We start from the raw sequence: 13,932 nt of genomic DNA on the forward strand, positions 1-13,932 counted from the left end.
TGACTGACTGGACAGTCATTATAGCCGGAGCGGGGTCGGAAGTCGAATCGGATTTCACGCGAGTTGATTGTGCCCGGGCGGCTGGAGGTTTTAAGCGGGCTGCGGGGTTGGACCCGAAAACGGCCCGCTTTAGGGACCGGTTCGATGCTCAATCCTTAGGTGGCGCATCGTGCGAAAAACCCGATTCAATTTCGCGGATGCGGACCTCGGGTTTCGCACGATGCGCTGAGAGCCCGGTGCCCGGAATACGTCGAGGCGACGCCCGAATCGGCTCAGCGACGACGCTGACGAAACAGGGTCCAGAGGAACGCTACGGCAAGAATCAACAGCAGGAAGATGCCGACGGTCGCAAAAACCGTTTCGGCGCGCGAGGCGCCGGCCGGCGGGAGCATCAGCCCGTTGGGATCCTCCTCCTGGATAACGGAACGGTCGGCTGCAGCCTCGAGAACCCGAGGCCGGCTTCCCTCGTCCCCGATGAAGACCGGGACGGCAGGAAGGGCTCGACTGACGGAAAGCTCGACGGGCATCGATCCTCTCCTGTATCGAGGTCCGCGGACGTCCTGCGAGTTAATGGTCCGGGGGCGGGCAGGTTTCGCAAAACCTGCGGCGTCATGGCTGGGGAAAGCGTATTTCGCCTGTGGAGGACTGACGGCGACCCGGCACTTCCTTAAGCCTTGCCGTGTTAGGACCAAGCCGGTTTTGCAATCGCAAGAGGGAGGGTGATGAAGGTCGGCATCGACATGGGACAGGCATCCTCCGCCCCCGGAGGACAATCGGCACTGCTCGATCTGGAAGAGCTTTTGGCGACGCGTCTGCTCGTCCAGGGCAATTCCGGTTCCGGCAAGTCGCATCTCCTGCGCCGCCTTCTCGAACAGAGTGCCAATCTCGTTCAGCAGGCCATCATCGATCCGGAAGGCGATTTCGTCACGCTGGCCGACAAGTTCGGCCATGTGGTGGTCGATGCCTCCCGCAGCGAGGGCGATCTTCAACGCATCGCCGCCCGCGTGCGCCAGCACAGGGTCTCCGTGGTGTTGAGCCTGGAGGGCCTCGATGCCGAGGCGCAGATGCGCTGCGCCGCCGCCTTCCTCGGCGGCCTCTTCGATGCGGAGCGCGATTACTGGTATCCGATGCTGGTCGTGGTGGACGAAGCGCAGCTCTTCGCGCCCGCCGCTGCCGGCGACGTGTCGGACGAAGCCCGAAAAGTGTCTCTCGGCGCCATGACCAACCTCATGTGCCGCGGCCGCAAGCGCGGGCTCGCGGGCATCATCGCCACCCAGCGCCTCGCCAAGCTCGCCAAGAACGTCGCGGCGGAAGCCTCCAACTTCCTCATGGGCCGCACCTTCCTCGACATCGACATGGCCCGCGCCGCCGACCTTCTGGGCATGGAGCGCCGTCAGGCCGAGATGTTCCGCGATCTCGAGCGCGGCCATTTCGTGGCCCTTGGCCCGGCTCTCTCGCGCCGCCCGCTGCCGATCCGCATCGGCGAGGTCGAGACCTCGACCCGCAGCGGCACCTTCAAGCTCATGCCGCTTCCCGAGCAGCCGAAGCAGGAGGCCCGTGACCTCATCTTCAAGGCCGGCGAGGACGAGCCGGCCCGCCCGGTGATGCCCCGCCGCGCACCTCCGCCGCCTCCGGCCCCGTCCACCAACGATCTTTTGGCGCAGCTCGCGCGCACCCGCCCGGCTGCCGCTCCGGAGCCTCAAGCCCAGGAGACCGAGCAGTCCAAGGCCGAACGTGATGCCGCCCTCGATGCGATCCTGCGTGAGATCCTCGACGATCCGGAGGCCGCCTTCCGCTCGGTGGCCGTTCTGTATCAGGATTTTCTCGTTCGCTGCCGCATCCGCCGCGTTGCCGGGGAGCCCCTGAACCTTCCCGCCTTCCGCCGCCGTCTCGCGGTCGCCCGCGCCGGCGTCGATACGGCGACCGCCGACGGGACCGAATGGGATCGCGCGGTCGCTTTCGCGGCCGATCTCGCGGAGGATATCCAGGGCATCTTCCTGCTCATTGCGCGGGCGGCTATGGAAGGCTCGGCCTGCCCGCCCGACGGCGAGATCGCCCGCGCCTGCGGCAGCCGCTCTCCCGGCCGGGCCCGGCGCCTCATCGCCTATATGGAAAGCCGCAACATCGTCGTGACCCGCAACGATCCGCGGGGCCTGCGCATCATCGCGCTCCCCGATCTCGGCTGGGAAACCGGCCCCGGCGACCCCAATGCCTTCGAGGAGCCTCAGGCGCCCGAGACGCGGGATCTGTTCGCGGTCGGGTAGGTCTTCAACTTAGCGCGATCGTCACCTCAGGGACAAAGATCGTTGCATCATGCGTCCGCTGCCCGCTGTGATTCGGGTCCTAAGAGGACGAGACGCGCCGATGTTCCGCTACTTCGAGACCCGGATCGACTTCACCAAAAGACCTCCTGAGGAATCGCCGCCGGATAATCTCTGGGGCTTCTACTGGCACTTCATCGCCCAGGCGAAGGGCCTGTTCATCGCGCTGTTCGCGCTGGGCTTCGTGCTCGCCGTCTTCGAGGCGCTGATCCCCTATCTCATCGGCCGGCTGGTCAACGCCCTCTCGCATACGTCCCCGGAAAACATTTTTCGCGAGGCCGGGCCGCTGCTGATCGCCATGGGGTCGATCATCCTCCTGGTGCGGCCTGTGGGGACGATCCTGTTCCGGCTTTTGGTCAACCATTCGCTGGCGGTCTCCTTCACCACCATGGTCCATTGGCAGAATTACTGGCACGTGGTGCGCCAGCCCTTGGGCTTCTTCCAGGAGGATTTTGCGGGCCGAATCGCCAACCGGGTGCTGCAGACGGGACGGCCCCTGCGTGAGACGGTTCTGTCGGTGGCTCGCGCCGTCTGGCAGATCCTGATTTTCGGGGCGGCCTCCATCGGATTGATGGGAACGCAGGACATTCGCCTGGCTCTCCCCATGGCCGGATGGTTCATGCTCTATGCGACGTTGCTGGCCTTTTCCGTGCCGAGCATCCAGAAGCGCTCGCGCGCGTCGAGCGAGGCGCGCTCCGCCGTCACCGGCAAGGTGGTGGACAGCTTTACCAACATCATGACGGTCAAGCTGTTCGGGCGCCGCAAGGACGAGGACGAATATATCAGCGAGGGCTATCGCCGGCTCAACGATGCGTTCATGAGCCAGCAGCGCATCAACACGTTCTATGTGGCCGGTCTCACCTTTCTGAATGCGATTTTTCTCGTCTCGACCGGCGCCATGGCGGTGTGGCTCTTCAGCACGAACCGCATCGATGCCGGCACCATGACCACCGCCCTGCTGCTCTCCACCCAGATCGTCTCCATGTCCGGCTGGGTGGCTTTCGAAGTGATGGGCATCTTCGAGAATGTGGGCACGGTGCAGGAGGGCATGAAGACGATCTCGCGTCCGCTCACCATGCAGGACAAGCCGACCGCCCGCCCCCTCACGGTGACGCGCGGCGAGATCCGGTTCGACGACGTGAGCTTCTCCTATGGCGATGGCGACAAGGTCGTCGACAGGCTGAATCTGATCATTCGCCCGGGCGAGAAGATCGGCCTCGTCGGGCGCTCCGGCGTCGGCAAGACGACGCTCGTCAACCTGCTCCTGCGTTTCTTCGAACCACAGGAGGGCCGGATCCTGATCGACGACCAGGACATCGCCGACGCGCAGGAGGAAAGCCTGCGCTCGCAGATCTCGGTGGTGACGCAGGATACCTCGCTGCTGCACCGCTCCATCCGGGAGAACATTCTCTACGGGCGGCCCGAGGCGAGCGAGGAGGCGATGCGCGAGGCGGCGCGTCAGGCCCATGCGGTCGAATTCATTGAGCGCCTGGTCGACGGACGCGGCCGGCGCGGCTTCGATGCGCATGTGGGCGAGCGCGGAGTCAAGCTCTCCGGCGGCCAGCGCCAGCGCATCGCCATTGCCCGCGTGATCTTGAAGGACGCGCCGATCCTGATCCTGGACGAGGCGACCTCGGCCCTGGATTCGGAGGTGGAGGCCGCCATCCAGGAATCGCTCGCCACCCTCATGGAAGGCAAGACGGTGATCGCCATCGCCCACCGCCTCTCGACCCTGCAGCTCATGGACCGCCTGATCGTCATGGACGACGCGAGGATCGTCGAGGAAGGCACGCACGAGGAGCTTCTGGAAAACGGCGGCCTCTATGCCGGCCTCTGGTCGCGCCAGTCGGGCGGGTTCCTCGTGGGGCGCAAGGGCGTGGCGGACGAAGCGGTCTAGGGTGCGTTGAAAACAAAGCTTCCATGAAACGATGTCTCTTCCTTACCGACTCGAACCTGATAATGTTCGCGCCATATCCATTTTACGAGACATCATAACATTATGCATAACGACCGCCTGAGCCTTGATGCCGTCGCCCGTCATGTCGATGCCAAGGCCGAAGATTACTGCGCCTTGAGCGACCGGATCTGGGCCGCGCCGGAATTGGCTTTCGAGGAGCATCGCGCCGTTCAGGAGCAGATCGCCATGCTCGAGCGCGAAGGCTTTCGCATCTCGAAGAATGTCGGCGGCATGGCGACGGCCTTCATTGCGGAATTCGGGAACGGCGGCCCCGTCGTGGGCATCCTCGGCGAGTTCGATGCCCTGCCCGATCTGGCACAGGAATCCGGCCGCACCGAACATGCTCCCACGGTGAAGGGCACGCCAGGCCATGGCTGCGGCCACAACCTGCTGGGGGCAGGTTCCGCACTGGCGGCCGTCGCCCTCAAGGATGCGCTTGTCGCGGAAGGCATTGCCGGCACCGTGCGCTATTACGGCTGCCCGGCTGAAGAGAGCGGCTCGGGCAAGACCTTCATGGCGCGCGCCGGCCTGTTCCACGATCTCGACGCTGCCTTCTGCTGGCATCCGAGCGTCGTCAACGAGGTGCAGACCGCGTCGTCGCTCGCCTGCATCCAGGCTTACTTCCGCTTCAAGGGCCGCGCCGCGCACGCGGCAGCGGCCCCTCATGTGGGCCGTTCCGCGCTCGATGCGGTGGAACTGATGAATGTCGGCGTGAACTACATGCGCGAGCACATGCCCTCCGATGCGCGCGTGCATTACGCCACCACCCACACGGGCGGCGATGCGCCGAATGTGGTGCAGGCCTTCGCGGAATCGCTCTACCTCGTGCGCTCGCCGCACCTGCCCGATGCCGAGCGTCTGTTCGAGCGCGTGAAGAAGATCGCAGACGGCGCGGCGCTGATGACGGAAACTTCCGTCACGGTGCAGATCACGGACGCCACCTCGAATGTCCTGCCCAACAAGGCGCTGCAGGAGGCCATGTACGAGAACATGCGCCGCCTTGGACCGCCCGCCTTCGACAAGGCCGATTTCGCCTTTGCGGAAAAGCTCCAGAGAACGGCGCTGACGGATGAGGAGATCCTGGCCAGCGTCAAGCCGCATGATCTTTCGCTGAAGACCAAGATGCTCCATGACGGGGTGCTCGCCATGCCGACCCGCGAGGATGTCATGATGGGCACCACCGATGTGGGCGATGTCAGCTGGATCGTGCCGACGGTGCAGTGTCACACGGCCTGCTTTGCCATCGGCACGCCGTTCCACACCTGGCAGCTCGTCACGCAGGGCAATCTGCCCGCTGCCCACAAAGGCATGGTGCTGGCCGCCAAGGCCATGGCGGCGACTGCCGCCGATTGCTTGCGCAACCCGGATCTCGTCGCCCGCGCCAAGGCGGAGCTGAAGGAACGCAATGGCGGCCGCGACTACCATTGCCCGATCCCGGACGACGTCACGCCGGACGATCTGCGCGCCAAAGCAGCCTGATCGTCGAGCGCCTTTCAATTCTGCAAACACCCCCGCCGGCGGCTGGGGTGTTCTTGCGTTTCAGCAAGATTGACTTGGCGTCCCGCAGGCTCGTAACGGCACCACCTGGGGTCTATCTTCATCGCAACATTGATGGAGACAGCACCATGAAGCTGACCGGAATTCACCATTTGACGGCCGTTACGGCCGATGCACCGGGCAATCACGCCTTCTACACGCAGTCCTTAGGCCTGCGCCTCGTCAAGAAGACGGTGAACCAGGACGACGTGAGCGCCTATCATCTGTTCTATGCGGACGGAAAGGCCTCTCCCGGCACCGACATCACCTTCTTCGACTGGCCGGTCGAGCGCGAGCGGCGCGGCACGCACAGCATCTCGCAGACAGCCCTGCGCGTGAACGGCGAGAAGGCACTGCAATGGTGGAAGGATCGTTTTGAGAGCCTCAGCATCAGCAGCGAACGGATCGTGGAGCGCGATGGGCGCCTCACCCTCGATTTCGAGGACTTCGAGGGCCAACGCCTCAGTCTCGTCGACGATGGCGGGCAGGGTGAAGTCCATCCGTGGGAACGCAGCCCCGTGCCGGTCGAGTACCAGATCCGGGGCCTTGGACCGATCCGGATCAGTGTGCCGAAGCTCGAGCGCACGGCTCGCGTTCTGACGGAAGCGATGGATATGCGCGCCGCCCGTGAATACCGCGTCGGTGATACGCCGGTTCATGTGTTTGAGATGGGCGAGGGCGGACCGGCGGCGGAACTGCATGTGGCGGTCGAGCCCGGTGTCTCCCCGGCCCGGCCGGGAGCGGGTGGAGTCCACCACGTGGCCTTCCGCACGCCCAACGAGCAGACCTACCAGGAATGCTGGGAGCGGCTGCAGTCGCTAAGGGCACCCTCCAGCGGCCCGGTCGACCGCTACTACTTCCAGAGCCTCTACTTCCGCGAGCCGAACGGCATCCTGTTCGAGATCGCCACGGACGGGCCGGGCTTTGCCACGGACGAGCCCATGGACAAGCTTGGGGAACGTCTGTCCCTGCCGCCCTTCCTGGAGCCGCGCCGGGGGCAGATCGAGGCAGGTCTCAAGCCTCTCTAATATCTGATGATTTCCGTCTCTTGAACGGTCTGGAGACCTGAAGCCGCTTCGCACCACGACGCGAAGCGGTTTTTCTTTGCAGATCCAGACTAGGATTGGATGCCGTTACGTTTAGATAACCATTATAAAATAACAATGGCAGTTTCGTCGCTTTTACTTCTGAAGCAGAGTTGTGTAACACTTTGATCAAATTTATGTGTTTCTATCGCTTACATTAATTTCCGTAGGGGATCTGCATGCTTGGCGCCAAGACGAGAACGGGCCTGCTAGGAACGTTTGTCGCGTTCCTAGGGATCATTGGCGTGGCCTATGCCGCGTCACTGCCCGCCCCGAAGGAGCGGCCGATCCTCACGATCTCGGGCAAGATCGGCGTGACCAACAAGGACAGCACCGCCCAGTTCGATCGCGCGATGCTGGAATCCCTTGGTCTCATTACAATCGAGACGACAACGCCCTGGTACGAAGGCAAGGTCAAGTTCGAAGGCATTTCCCTCGACAAGCTGATGAAGCAGGTCGGAGCAAACGGGCAGCGCGTTTCGGTCATCGCGCTCAACGATTATGCCACCGAGATTCCGATGGAGGATTTCGGGAAGTACAACGTGATCCTCGCGCTCAAGCGCAATGGCGAGTACATGCCCGTGCGGGACAAAGGTCCATTGTTCATCGTCTATCCGTATGACAGCAATCCCGAGCTCAAGAGCCAGACCTACTATGCCCGCTCGGCTTGGCAGGTTGCCAGGATTGAAGTGAAGTAGCAGCAGTCGGCAGGTCTCGGAGGCCTCAGCATTTGTCCCTGCGCACCTTCAAAACGGTTATTGCGATCGTCATTGGCGGTTTTCTGATCGCCGGCATCTACATTTCGGTGCTGGTCGTTCAACGCCAAGGTGCGTTGCAGCAGATCTCCGTCTACAATCCAGCCTGGGAGGCGGGACAAGCCGCTTCCGAGTTTATCCGCCTCGAACATCGCCTGGCCGAATTCGGGATGCCTGGGAGCCATATCGACAAGGACGAGGTCGAACTGCGCTTCGATATCCTGCTCGGCAGAGCCCGGATGCTGAACGAGGGAAGCTTCCAGGACCTTCTCCAGCGCAATCCGGAACATCACGCCACTCTCCGCGAGTTCCAGGAGACGCTCGCGGCAGCCCAGCCCTTGATCGCGGAAATCGACCGGAATCCGGAGGCGGCCAGAAAGGCGCTTGAACTTCTGCGTCCCTTGGAGGGCAGACTCGCACAGCTCGCATCCGTGGCGCACAATCACGGGGCCGCGCTCGTTCAGAAGGATCAGCAGGAATTGATCCGGCTGCACTGGGCCTTCTCCGGCATCGCGGCAAGCCTGATCCTTGTCGGAGTTGTCCTGATCTTCCTGCTCGACAAGCACAACCGGCTGCTGGGGCGAGCCCATGAAGAGCTTCATGTTCTGGCGCATCAGGATGCGCTCACGGGCCTGCCCAATCGCGTGGTGCTGCGCAACGAATTGGAACACGCACTCACACGCTTGAAGCCGAACGGACGCACGGTGTCCGTTTCCTATCTGGATCTGGATCACTTCAAGGATGTCAATGATTCCTTCGGCCACGAAACGGGCGACGAACTGCTCAAGGCCGTAGCCGATCGCCTGCGCGCCTGCATTCCCGCCAGCGAAGGCCAAGTGAGAAACCTGATCTCCCGGTTCGGCGGCGATGAATTTGCCATCCTTCAGACAGGGATTCGTCGGCCCCAGGAAAGCGCCGCCCTCGCATCGCGCATCGTCGAGTCCCTCCGCGCGCCCTTCAGCGTGAACGGGCAGGAACTCTTCATCGGCACGAGCATCGGCATCGCTTTGGCTCAGAGGAATATGACCCCGAGCCAGATCCTGAAGCATGCGGATATGGCCCTCTATCACGCCAAGGCCGATGGGCGGGGCACGTTCCGATTCTTCGAGTCGGATATGGATGAGCAGCTTCAGGCTCGTCGTGTTCTGGAAGTCGATCTGCGCAAGGCGATGACCAACGGCGAGTTCGAGCTGTTCTATCAGCCTCAGATCAATATCCAGAAGAACGAGATCGGCGGCTTCGAGGCTCTCCTGCGCTGGCACCACCCCGAGCGCGGTCTCGTCCCACCGGCGGAGTTCATTCCGGTGATCGAAGATACCGGTCTCATCTCGCCTTTGGGCGATTGGATCATCGAGCAGGCCTGCAAGGAAGCCGCCACTTGGCCGAGGGACGTTCACGTCGCTGTGAATCTCTCGCCGATTCAGTTCCGGAACCGGGGTCTCGTGCAGAGCGTCAGCCGGGCTCTGGCGGCGTCGGGACTCGCTCCGAACCGGCTGGAACTGGAGATCACCGAGTCGGTGCTGCTCCAGGACAATGAGATGACCGTCTCCACGCTTCATCAGCTGCGCCGACTCGGCGTACGGGTCGCGATGGATGATTTCGGAACCGGCTACTCATCCCTGAGCTATTTGCGCAGCTTCCCGTTCGACAAGATCAAGATCGACCAGTCCTTCGTGCGTGAAATGTCCCAGCGGGCGGATTGCCTCGCAATCGTGCAGTCCGTCGCCAACCTGGGCGCCAGCCTAGGCATGCCGACCGTAGCCGAGGGCATCGAGACGGAGGATCAGCTGCGGCAGATCCAGGCGGCCGGGTGCACCGATGCGCAGGGCTATTATTTCGGGCGCCCGAAGCCGGCACGGGAACTGGTCCATACGCTGGCCGCTCTCAAGCACAAGGTCAGAGTCGCGTAAGAAGCAATGGACCCATGCTCTACAAAGCATCGAGGACCACGTTGCGGTGCCTTCGCGGGATTTTGTCGATGAAGCGAAATATGCTAGGCACATTTTCCATGGCCTGAACGCAGGAATGCGAACCCGATCGAATGTTCAGCAGGCTGCGCCTCCAGTGCAGCGTGCGGACAGGCGGACTCGGTTTTCGCTGACGCGGACCTTCGGTTCGCACTCAACGATGCGTTCGGCAACAAGCAGAGAACCGGCGACGGGAGCAAGGTGAATGAAGACATATTGCGAGTTTACGTTCGAGGCCGCGCACTCGGTGGCTCCCTATTCCGGGCTGCACGGGCACACCTTCATCGTCAAGCTCACCTTCGGCGGGGCCGTCGACGAGGTCTATGGCTGGCCGGTCAATCTCTATGACGTCGAGAACTACATCAAGGAGATCAAAGGCGAGCACGGATCGGGCCTGGACCACGGCAACCTGGACCTCAACCCTGAGATCGGCATCGCCTCGCTGGAGAACGTCACCACGTATATCTGGAGGCTCGTGAAGGCCCGGTTCCCCAACCTTGAAGAGGTCGAGCTCAAGCGCGGCATGTCCGGTTCGTCGGAAGGCTGCATCTATCGCGGTGAATCTGCCATCAGCAGCAGCCTAGCGGCCTGAGAACGTTCGATATTCTCAAAATGAAAGAGCCGCCTGCAAGGGCGGCTCTTTCATTTGGGATGCAGCCTTAAATCTTCAGGGCGTGTAGCCGAAGGAATAGGACACCGTCAGCCCGACGCCGACTTGGTGCTCCGAGCCGAAGCGCTCGACGATCGGGCTGTCGGCGGCATCGCCGACCAGATGCTTGTAGGTGACGAAGGCGGTGGTCGACCATTGCTGCGACCAGTCGTAGCTGATCGCCCCGGTCGCCCCCACCGAAGTGATGCCGCCTGACGGCCGGTAGGGCGTGACTTGGCCGTTCAGCGCCGCCTCGGCGGGCGTCACGCCGAAATAGGTGCGGGTGAATTCGTTGTCGCCGAGAGCAAGGCGCGGACCGATCGAGACGGTGAACGCGCCGAATCTCTGGACCGCATCGAGGCCGAAATCGGCCACGAAGCCCTCATGCCCGTTGAAGCCGCGCCGGATCTCGGCGCGGGCCCGCAGGAACTCGAGCGGCCAGTATTCCACGAAGACGCCGGGCTCCACCGCCCAGTCGATCTTCTCCAGGCCGAAGAGCTCCCGATTGTCCTGCAGATAACGCCCGCCCACGAAGCGGCCGACGACACCGAAGCGGACGGCGGAATCCTCCAGGAACGAGAAGCTCAGGCCGTCATCGGGAGCGCTGAAACGCTCGACCGTACCGGCGCGGCGAAAGCTCAGCGAGGGGTAGCCGATGAAGCTGAACTCGTCCGAACCCGGGTAGGACGGCCCCACCCGCAGATTGCCCTTCACGGTGACGATCCAGCCCGAGGAGTCTTGAATGGGTTCGGGCGAGAAGAGCGGATCGGCCGCCTGAGCCACGGTCGAACCCGCCAGTAGGGCAGTCAAAACGGCGAGGGATGAGGCTGCGCGCATGGCTCTTCCGATTCCAAATTCCACCCTGCCGTCGTGGCCGCAAACTGACGTAAGGTCAAGCCTCGGATTTCGACTATGGTTTCGTTTTGGTGACGGCACCGAAATCGACCGGAGGGTTTCAGCCGCGAGAGAACTTTCGCGCAACTGGGCGGTTGATCACGAGACAGAATGTTGCAGGGGAGAGCTTCTTGTCCGTACCCAGTACCAGCGGCCGGCCGCAGCCGGATGAGTTTTATCCCAAGCCGCCACCGACCGAGCCGGTGCCGACCATGCCGATCCCTCCCGAGACTCCTCTGCCGTCCACTCCCCCGAGTGCTCCGTCATCCCTGCCCGAGCAGCCCCCGGAATCTGAAAAGCCCATCATTCATCCGATGCTGCCGCCCGAGGTGCCGTAAGAGGCGCCAAGAGAGTTGCGCGAACCAAATGCGAAGAACGGGGAGATATCGTCCAGCAATGAGAGAAAGCTCCCACGGGAGGTGGGAGCTTCCATGCGTCTCAGACTCCTTCGACGCGAAGATTGTTCTGCACGTGAGCTACGCTTGAGGCCAGTTCCGCCAGATCCTCGGCGCGGCGCTTGAGACCTCGGCTCGAAACGGTGCCGTTGAGCGTGACCTCGCCGTCCTTCACCGCCACCTCGATGTTGGAGGCATCGATGAACGGGTCCTCTGTCAGGCGCTCGCACACATCCTCATGAATGCGCTCGTCGGATCGCTTGTAGCCCTTGGGCCCGCGGCCGCGATGGCCGCCGGAGGAGCGCCCGTCCTCTCGGCCGGAGCGAACATCCACATCGTTGGGATCGCGTGAGCCGAAGGCGCCCAGGCCGGAACGGTCGTGGCTGTAGCCGGGGTCGAATCCTTCGTCGTCCGGAGGGCCGCCCCGTCCATCGTCGATCACCCCGCCTGCAAACTCATTGGCATCGCTGCCGTAGCCGCCCGGATATTCCCGGCCTTCGCCGCGAAAGCCGACGGCACCGCGCGGAGGCACATCACCGTAGCCGTTATCGTCATTGAAGGGGTTCCGGTTCCTGCGGCGGGTGTCTACCATGGGTTCTGCTCCTCTGAATGCAGGAGCAACCACCCCGCTTCCCCTCCGGTTCCACACGAAGAGCCCCCTGAAAGGAGGGCAGGTTTTATTGCCATGAAAGCAGTTCAGCGCATCAGGCTTTTCAACGATGTCTTCGCCCGCGACGAGGGACGTTGCGTTTATTGCGGTATTCCCGCGCGGCGACCGGGACGTGGCGTAAAACGTGCGCCCGATCTCGCGACCCTCGATCACGTGGTGCCCAAGTCCTTCGGCGGCCCGCTCAACCGCGACAACATCGTGCTGGCCTGCTCGGCCTGCAACAACGAGCGCGGCACCATGGATGCACAGGCGTTCCGAGCCTTGAAGGCCGTTCGAACAGAGCCTTGAGCCCCTGAAGCTGTGCAGGCGTGGAACAGGGTCGTCCGTCCCGACGTTCGACAGCAAGAAACGCCACGGTGAAAGGACGATAGCGATGAACATCGAGGATCAAGTGCGCGAAGCCATCATCGCCGAGCTGCAGCGGCAATCGGAGGCCGGCCAGCAGGGCCTTCGCGTCAAGCCTAGCGATGCCGAGATGATTACCATCGAAGGACGCGTCAATCTCGACGAGCTGACCATGGCGGTGGTCGGATCATTGGCCGGGGGCCCCTGATCCGTCAGGCACGAGGCGCCGAAGCTCCAAGTTCGGCCGATACGGCTTCCTGCCGAGGATCCAGGGCCAGGTAGCGAAAGCGGTGCCGGGTTCGCGGCGCATCGTCCAGCAGCGCCAGACTCTTTTTCATATCGCGCTTTCCGGCACCCCAGCGGTCACGGATCGAGGAGGGCGAGTAGTCGAAGGTCTTGCCGGCGCGCTCGTCACTTCCCGCATAATAGGCCAAGTGCAGCAGCGTGGCCGTGGGACCATCCGGCTCCCATTTGTCGCGCAGGGCATATTCCCGCTCAAGCGCCTTCAAGGTCCGCCGCGTGGGGCTGGCGAAGATGAGATCGTTCGCGCGCTCCGCCGTTGAATGGAGCGAGGCTGGACGCGACGCGTGCAGGCTGAACAGCTCGACCGCGATGCAGGTGAAGTCCTGGTTCATCGGTTCGGCGAACGGCACGTCGAGAGGCAGATTGTTGGTGTAGCCCGGATCGCACAACAATTGACCGCCGATCTCGACAGGCGGGAAGATCGGCGTGATCGCGGTGCTGGCCAGAAAGTGCTCGGGCGTGAGCCTGTCGCGGGTCGTATCGAACAGAACCTCGTCACCGGATTCCAGGTCGACGCAGCCGACGGTGAGCCTGATGTCACTTCGGTTCAGCCTGTCGAAATCGACGAGCCGTTCCAGCGTCTGGCGCAGAGGTGTGTGATCGTAGAGCGCAATGTCGTCCGGCATCCAGGGCAACATGGACAGCGCCCCGGGAAAGCGATGGCCGAACAGCCCCGGCCGTCCGAACAGAAGTGTCGTGATCGTGTGAAGCTCGTTATAGGTGTGCCGGGTCTTCGTGCCGCGTCCCAGCAGGCCCGGCGAGCGGATCATCGCCTCGTCCCAGAACGCCTTGAGCCGGGGCAGGCGATCCTCGGGAGCATTCCCGGCGATGATCGCGCCCATGACGGCACCGATGGAGCCGCCGACGATCCATTGTGGCTCGATGCCCTGCTGCAGCAGATGCTCGCATGCCCCGGCCAGATAGGAGCCGAGCGCATTGCCGCCGCCGAGCACCAGGACGAGCGGCTGCTCCTTGGCCAATTTCTCTCGACCGGACTCTGACGAAGGGGCCATCGTGAATGCCTCGGCGGGTCAGCGGGCGTGCCGGATTTGAAA

The 13,932-nt window shown here is 63.1% G+C and carries 14 protein-coding genes; 10 read left to right on the forward strand and 4 right to left on the reverse strand.

Going from position 1 to position 13,932, the window contains the following annotated elements:
* Positions 1 to 272: 272 nt before the first annotated feature.
* A complete protein-coding gene (locus tag ACD578_RS22400; protein ID WP_404288632.1) occupies positions 273 to 527 on the reverse strand; it encodes a hypothetical protein in 255 nt (84 codons plus the stop codon).
* Between the two features lie 195 nt (positions 528 to 722).
* Here ACD578_RS22400 and ACD578_RS22405 point away from each other — a divergent pair, with 195 nt between their 5' ends.
* The 7 genes from ACD578_RS22405 to ACD578_RS22435 all read left to right on the forward strand — a co-directional run bounded on the left by ACD578_RS22405 (position 723) and on the right by ACD578_RS22435 (position 10,213).
* Entirely contained in the window at positions 723 to 2,264 is a 1,542-nt protein-coding gene (locus ACD578_RS22405) for an ATP-binding protein (protein ID WP_152713720.1), read from the forward strand.
* A gap of 100 nt (positions 2,265 to 2,364) precedes the next feature.
* Entirely contained in the window at positions 2,365 to 4,218 is a 1,854-nt protein-coding gene (locus ACD578_RS22410) for an ABC transporter ATP-binding protein (RefSeq protein ID WP_404288635.1), read from the forward strand.
* A gap of 102 nt (positions 4,219 to 4,320) precedes the next feature.
* A complete protein-coding gene (locus ACD578_RS22415; protein ID WP_404288637.1) occupies positions 4,321 to 5,757 on the forward strand; it encodes a M20 family metallopeptidase in 1,437 nt (478 codons plus the stop codon).
* A 146-nt stretch (positions 5,758 to 5,903) separates the two neighbouring features.
* Complete coding sequence (locus tag ACD578_RS22420; protein ID WP_152718637.1) at positions 5,904 to 6,842, forward strand: ring-cleaving dioxygenase; 939 nt, start codon at positions 5,904 to 5,906, stop codon at positions 6,840 to 6,842.
* 236 nt (positions 6,843 to 7,078) lie between these two features.
* Positions 7,079 to 7,597 (forward strand): molybdopterin-dependent oxidoreductase, encoded by a 519-nt coding sequence (locus ACD578_RS22425; protein ID WP_404288639.1) that lies wholly within the window; start codon positions 7,079 to 7,081, stop codon positions 7,595 to 7,597.
* A 32-nt stretch (positions 7,598 to 7,629) separates the two neighbouring features.
* Entirely contained in the window at positions 7,630 to 9,564 is a 1,935-nt protein-coding gene (locus ACD578_RS22430; RefSeq protein WP_404288641.1) for a putative bifunctional diguanylate cyclase/phosphodiesterase, read from the forward strand.
* A gap of 262 nt (positions 9,565 to 9,826) precedes the next feature.
* The gene (locus tag ACD578_RS22435; protein WP_404288643.1) at positions 9,827 to 10,213 is read left to right on the forward strand and encodes a 6-carboxytetrahydropterin synthase; all 387 of its coding nucleotides are present in this window, start codon (positions 9,827 to 9,829) and stop codon (positions 10,211 to 10,213) included.
* Between the two features lie 75 nt (positions 10,214 to 10,288).
* On the opposite strand, the gene ACD578_RS22440 is transcribed toward ACD578_RS22435, so the two are convergent.
* Positions 10,289 to 11,107: a MipA/OmpV family protein gene (locus ACD578_RS22440; RefSeq protein ID WP_404288645.1), complete on the reverse strand. Its 819-nt coding sequence runs from the start codon at positions 11,105 to 11,107 to the stop codon at positions 10,289 to 10,291.
* A 188-nt stretch (positions 11,108 to 11,295) separates the two neighbouring features.
* Between ACD578_RS22440 and ACD578_RS22445 the strand changes: the two genes are divergently transcribed.
* Entirely contained in the window at positions 11,296 to 11,502 is a 207-nt protein-coding gene (locus tag ACD578_RS22445; RefSeq protein ID WP_152709565.1) for a hypothetical protein, read from the forward strand.
* Positions 11,503 to 11,602: 100 nt separating this feature from the next.
* Here ACD578_RS22445 and ACD578_RS22450 read toward each other — a convergent pair whose 3' ends face one another.
* The gene (locus tag ACD578_RS22450; RefSeq protein WP_404288647.1) at positions 11,603 to 12,151 is read right to left on the reverse strand and encodes a BON domain-containing protein; all 549 of its coding nucleotides are present in this window, start codon (positions 12,149 to 12,151) and stop codon (positions 11,603 to 11,605) included.
* Positions 12,152 to 12,244: 93 nt separating this feature from the next.
* Between ACD578_RS22450 and ACD578_RS22455 the strand changes: the two genes are divergently transcribed.
* Both ACD578_RS22455 and ACD578_RS22460 read left to right on the forward strand, forming a co-directional pair.
* Complete coding sequence (locus ACD578_RS22455) at positions 12,245 to 12,517, forward strand: HNH endonuclease (RefSeq protein WP_404288649.1); 273 nt, start codon at positions 12,245 to 12,247, stop codon at positions 12,515 to 12,517.
* A gap of 85 nt (positions 12,518 to 12,602) precedes the next feature.
* Positions 12,603 to 12,782: a hypothetical protein gene (locus ACD578_RS22460; protein ID WP_404288651.1), complete on the forward strand. Its 180-nt coding sequence runs from the start codon at positions 12,603 to 12,605 to the stop codon at positions 12,780 to 12,782.
* 4 nt (positions 12,783 to 12,786) lie between these two features.
* On the opposite strand, the gene ACD578_RS22465 is transcribed toward ACD578_RS22460, so the two are convergent.
* The gene (locus tag ACD578_RS22465; RefSeq protein WP_404288653.1) at positions 12,787 to 13,890 is read right to left on the reverse strand and encodes a patatin-like phospholipase family protein; all 1,104 of its coding nucleotides are present in this window, start codon (positions 13,888 to 13,890) and stop codon (positions 12,787 to 12,789) included.
* Positions 13,891 to 13,932 lie beyond the last annotated feature (42 nt).

Origin of the sequence: Microvirga sp. RSM25 (assembly GCF_044784385.1) — a bacterium.
GTDB classification, from domain to species: Bacteria; Pseudomonadota; Alphaproteobacteria; order Rhizobiales; family Beijerinckiaceae; genus Microvirga; species Microvirga tunisiensis.

What these genes read in the sequence shown, in the direction of transcription:
- ACD578_RS22400 (WP_404288632.1), bottom strand. Translation starts at nt 527, where the DNA reads ATGCCCGTCGAGCTTTCCGTCAGTCGAGCCCTTCCTGCCGTCCCGGTC.
- ACD578_RS22405 (WP_152713720.1), top strand. Translation starts at nt 723, where the DNA reads ATGAAGGTCGGCATCGACATGGGACAGGCATCCTCCGCCCCCGGAGGA.
- ACD578_RS22410 (WP_404288635.1), top strand. Translation starts at nt 2,365, where the DNA reads ATGTTCCGCTACTTCGAGACCCGGATCGACTTCACCAAAAGACCTCCT.
- ACD578_RS22415 (WP_404288637.1), top strand. Translation starts at nt 4,321, where the DNA reads ATGCATAACGACCGCCTGAGCCTTGATGCCGTCGCCCGTCATGTCGAT.
- ACD578_RS22420 (WP_152718637.1), top strand. Translation starts at nt 5,904, where the DNA reads ATGAAGCTGACCGGAATTCACCATTTGACGGCCGTTACGGCCGATGCA.
- ACD578_RS22425 (WP_404288639.1), top strand. Translation starts at nt 7,079, where the DNA reads ATGCTTGGCGCCAAGACGAGAACGGGCCTGCTAGGAACGTTTGTCGCG.
- ACD578_RS22435 (WP_404288643.1), top strand. Translation starts at nt 9,827, where the DNA reads ATGAAGACATATTGCGAGTTTACGTTCGAGGCCGCGCACTCGGTGGCT.
- ACD578_RS22440 (WP_404288645.1), bottom strand. Translation starts at nt 11,107, where the DNA reads ATGCGCGCAGCCTCATCCCTCGCCGTTTTGACTGCCCTACTGGCGGGT.
- ACD578_RS22450 (WP_404288647.1), bottom strand. Translation starts at nt 12,151, where the DNA reads ATGGTAGACACCCGCCGCAGGAACCGGAACCCCTTCAATGACGATAAC.
- ACD578_RS22455 (WP_404288649.1), top strand. Translation starts at nt 12,245, where the DNA reads ATGAAAGCAGTTCAGCGCATCAGGCTTTTCAACGATGTCTTCGCCCGC.
- ACD578_RS22460 (WP_404288651.1), top strand. Translation starts at nt 12,603, where the DNA reads ATGAACATCGAGGATCAAGTGCGCGAAGCCATCATCGCCGAGCTGCAG.
- ACD578_RS22465 (WP_404288653.1), bottom strand. Translation starts at nt 13,890, where the DNA reads ATGGCCCCTTCGTCAGAGTCCGGTCGAGAGAAATTGGCCAAGGAGCAG.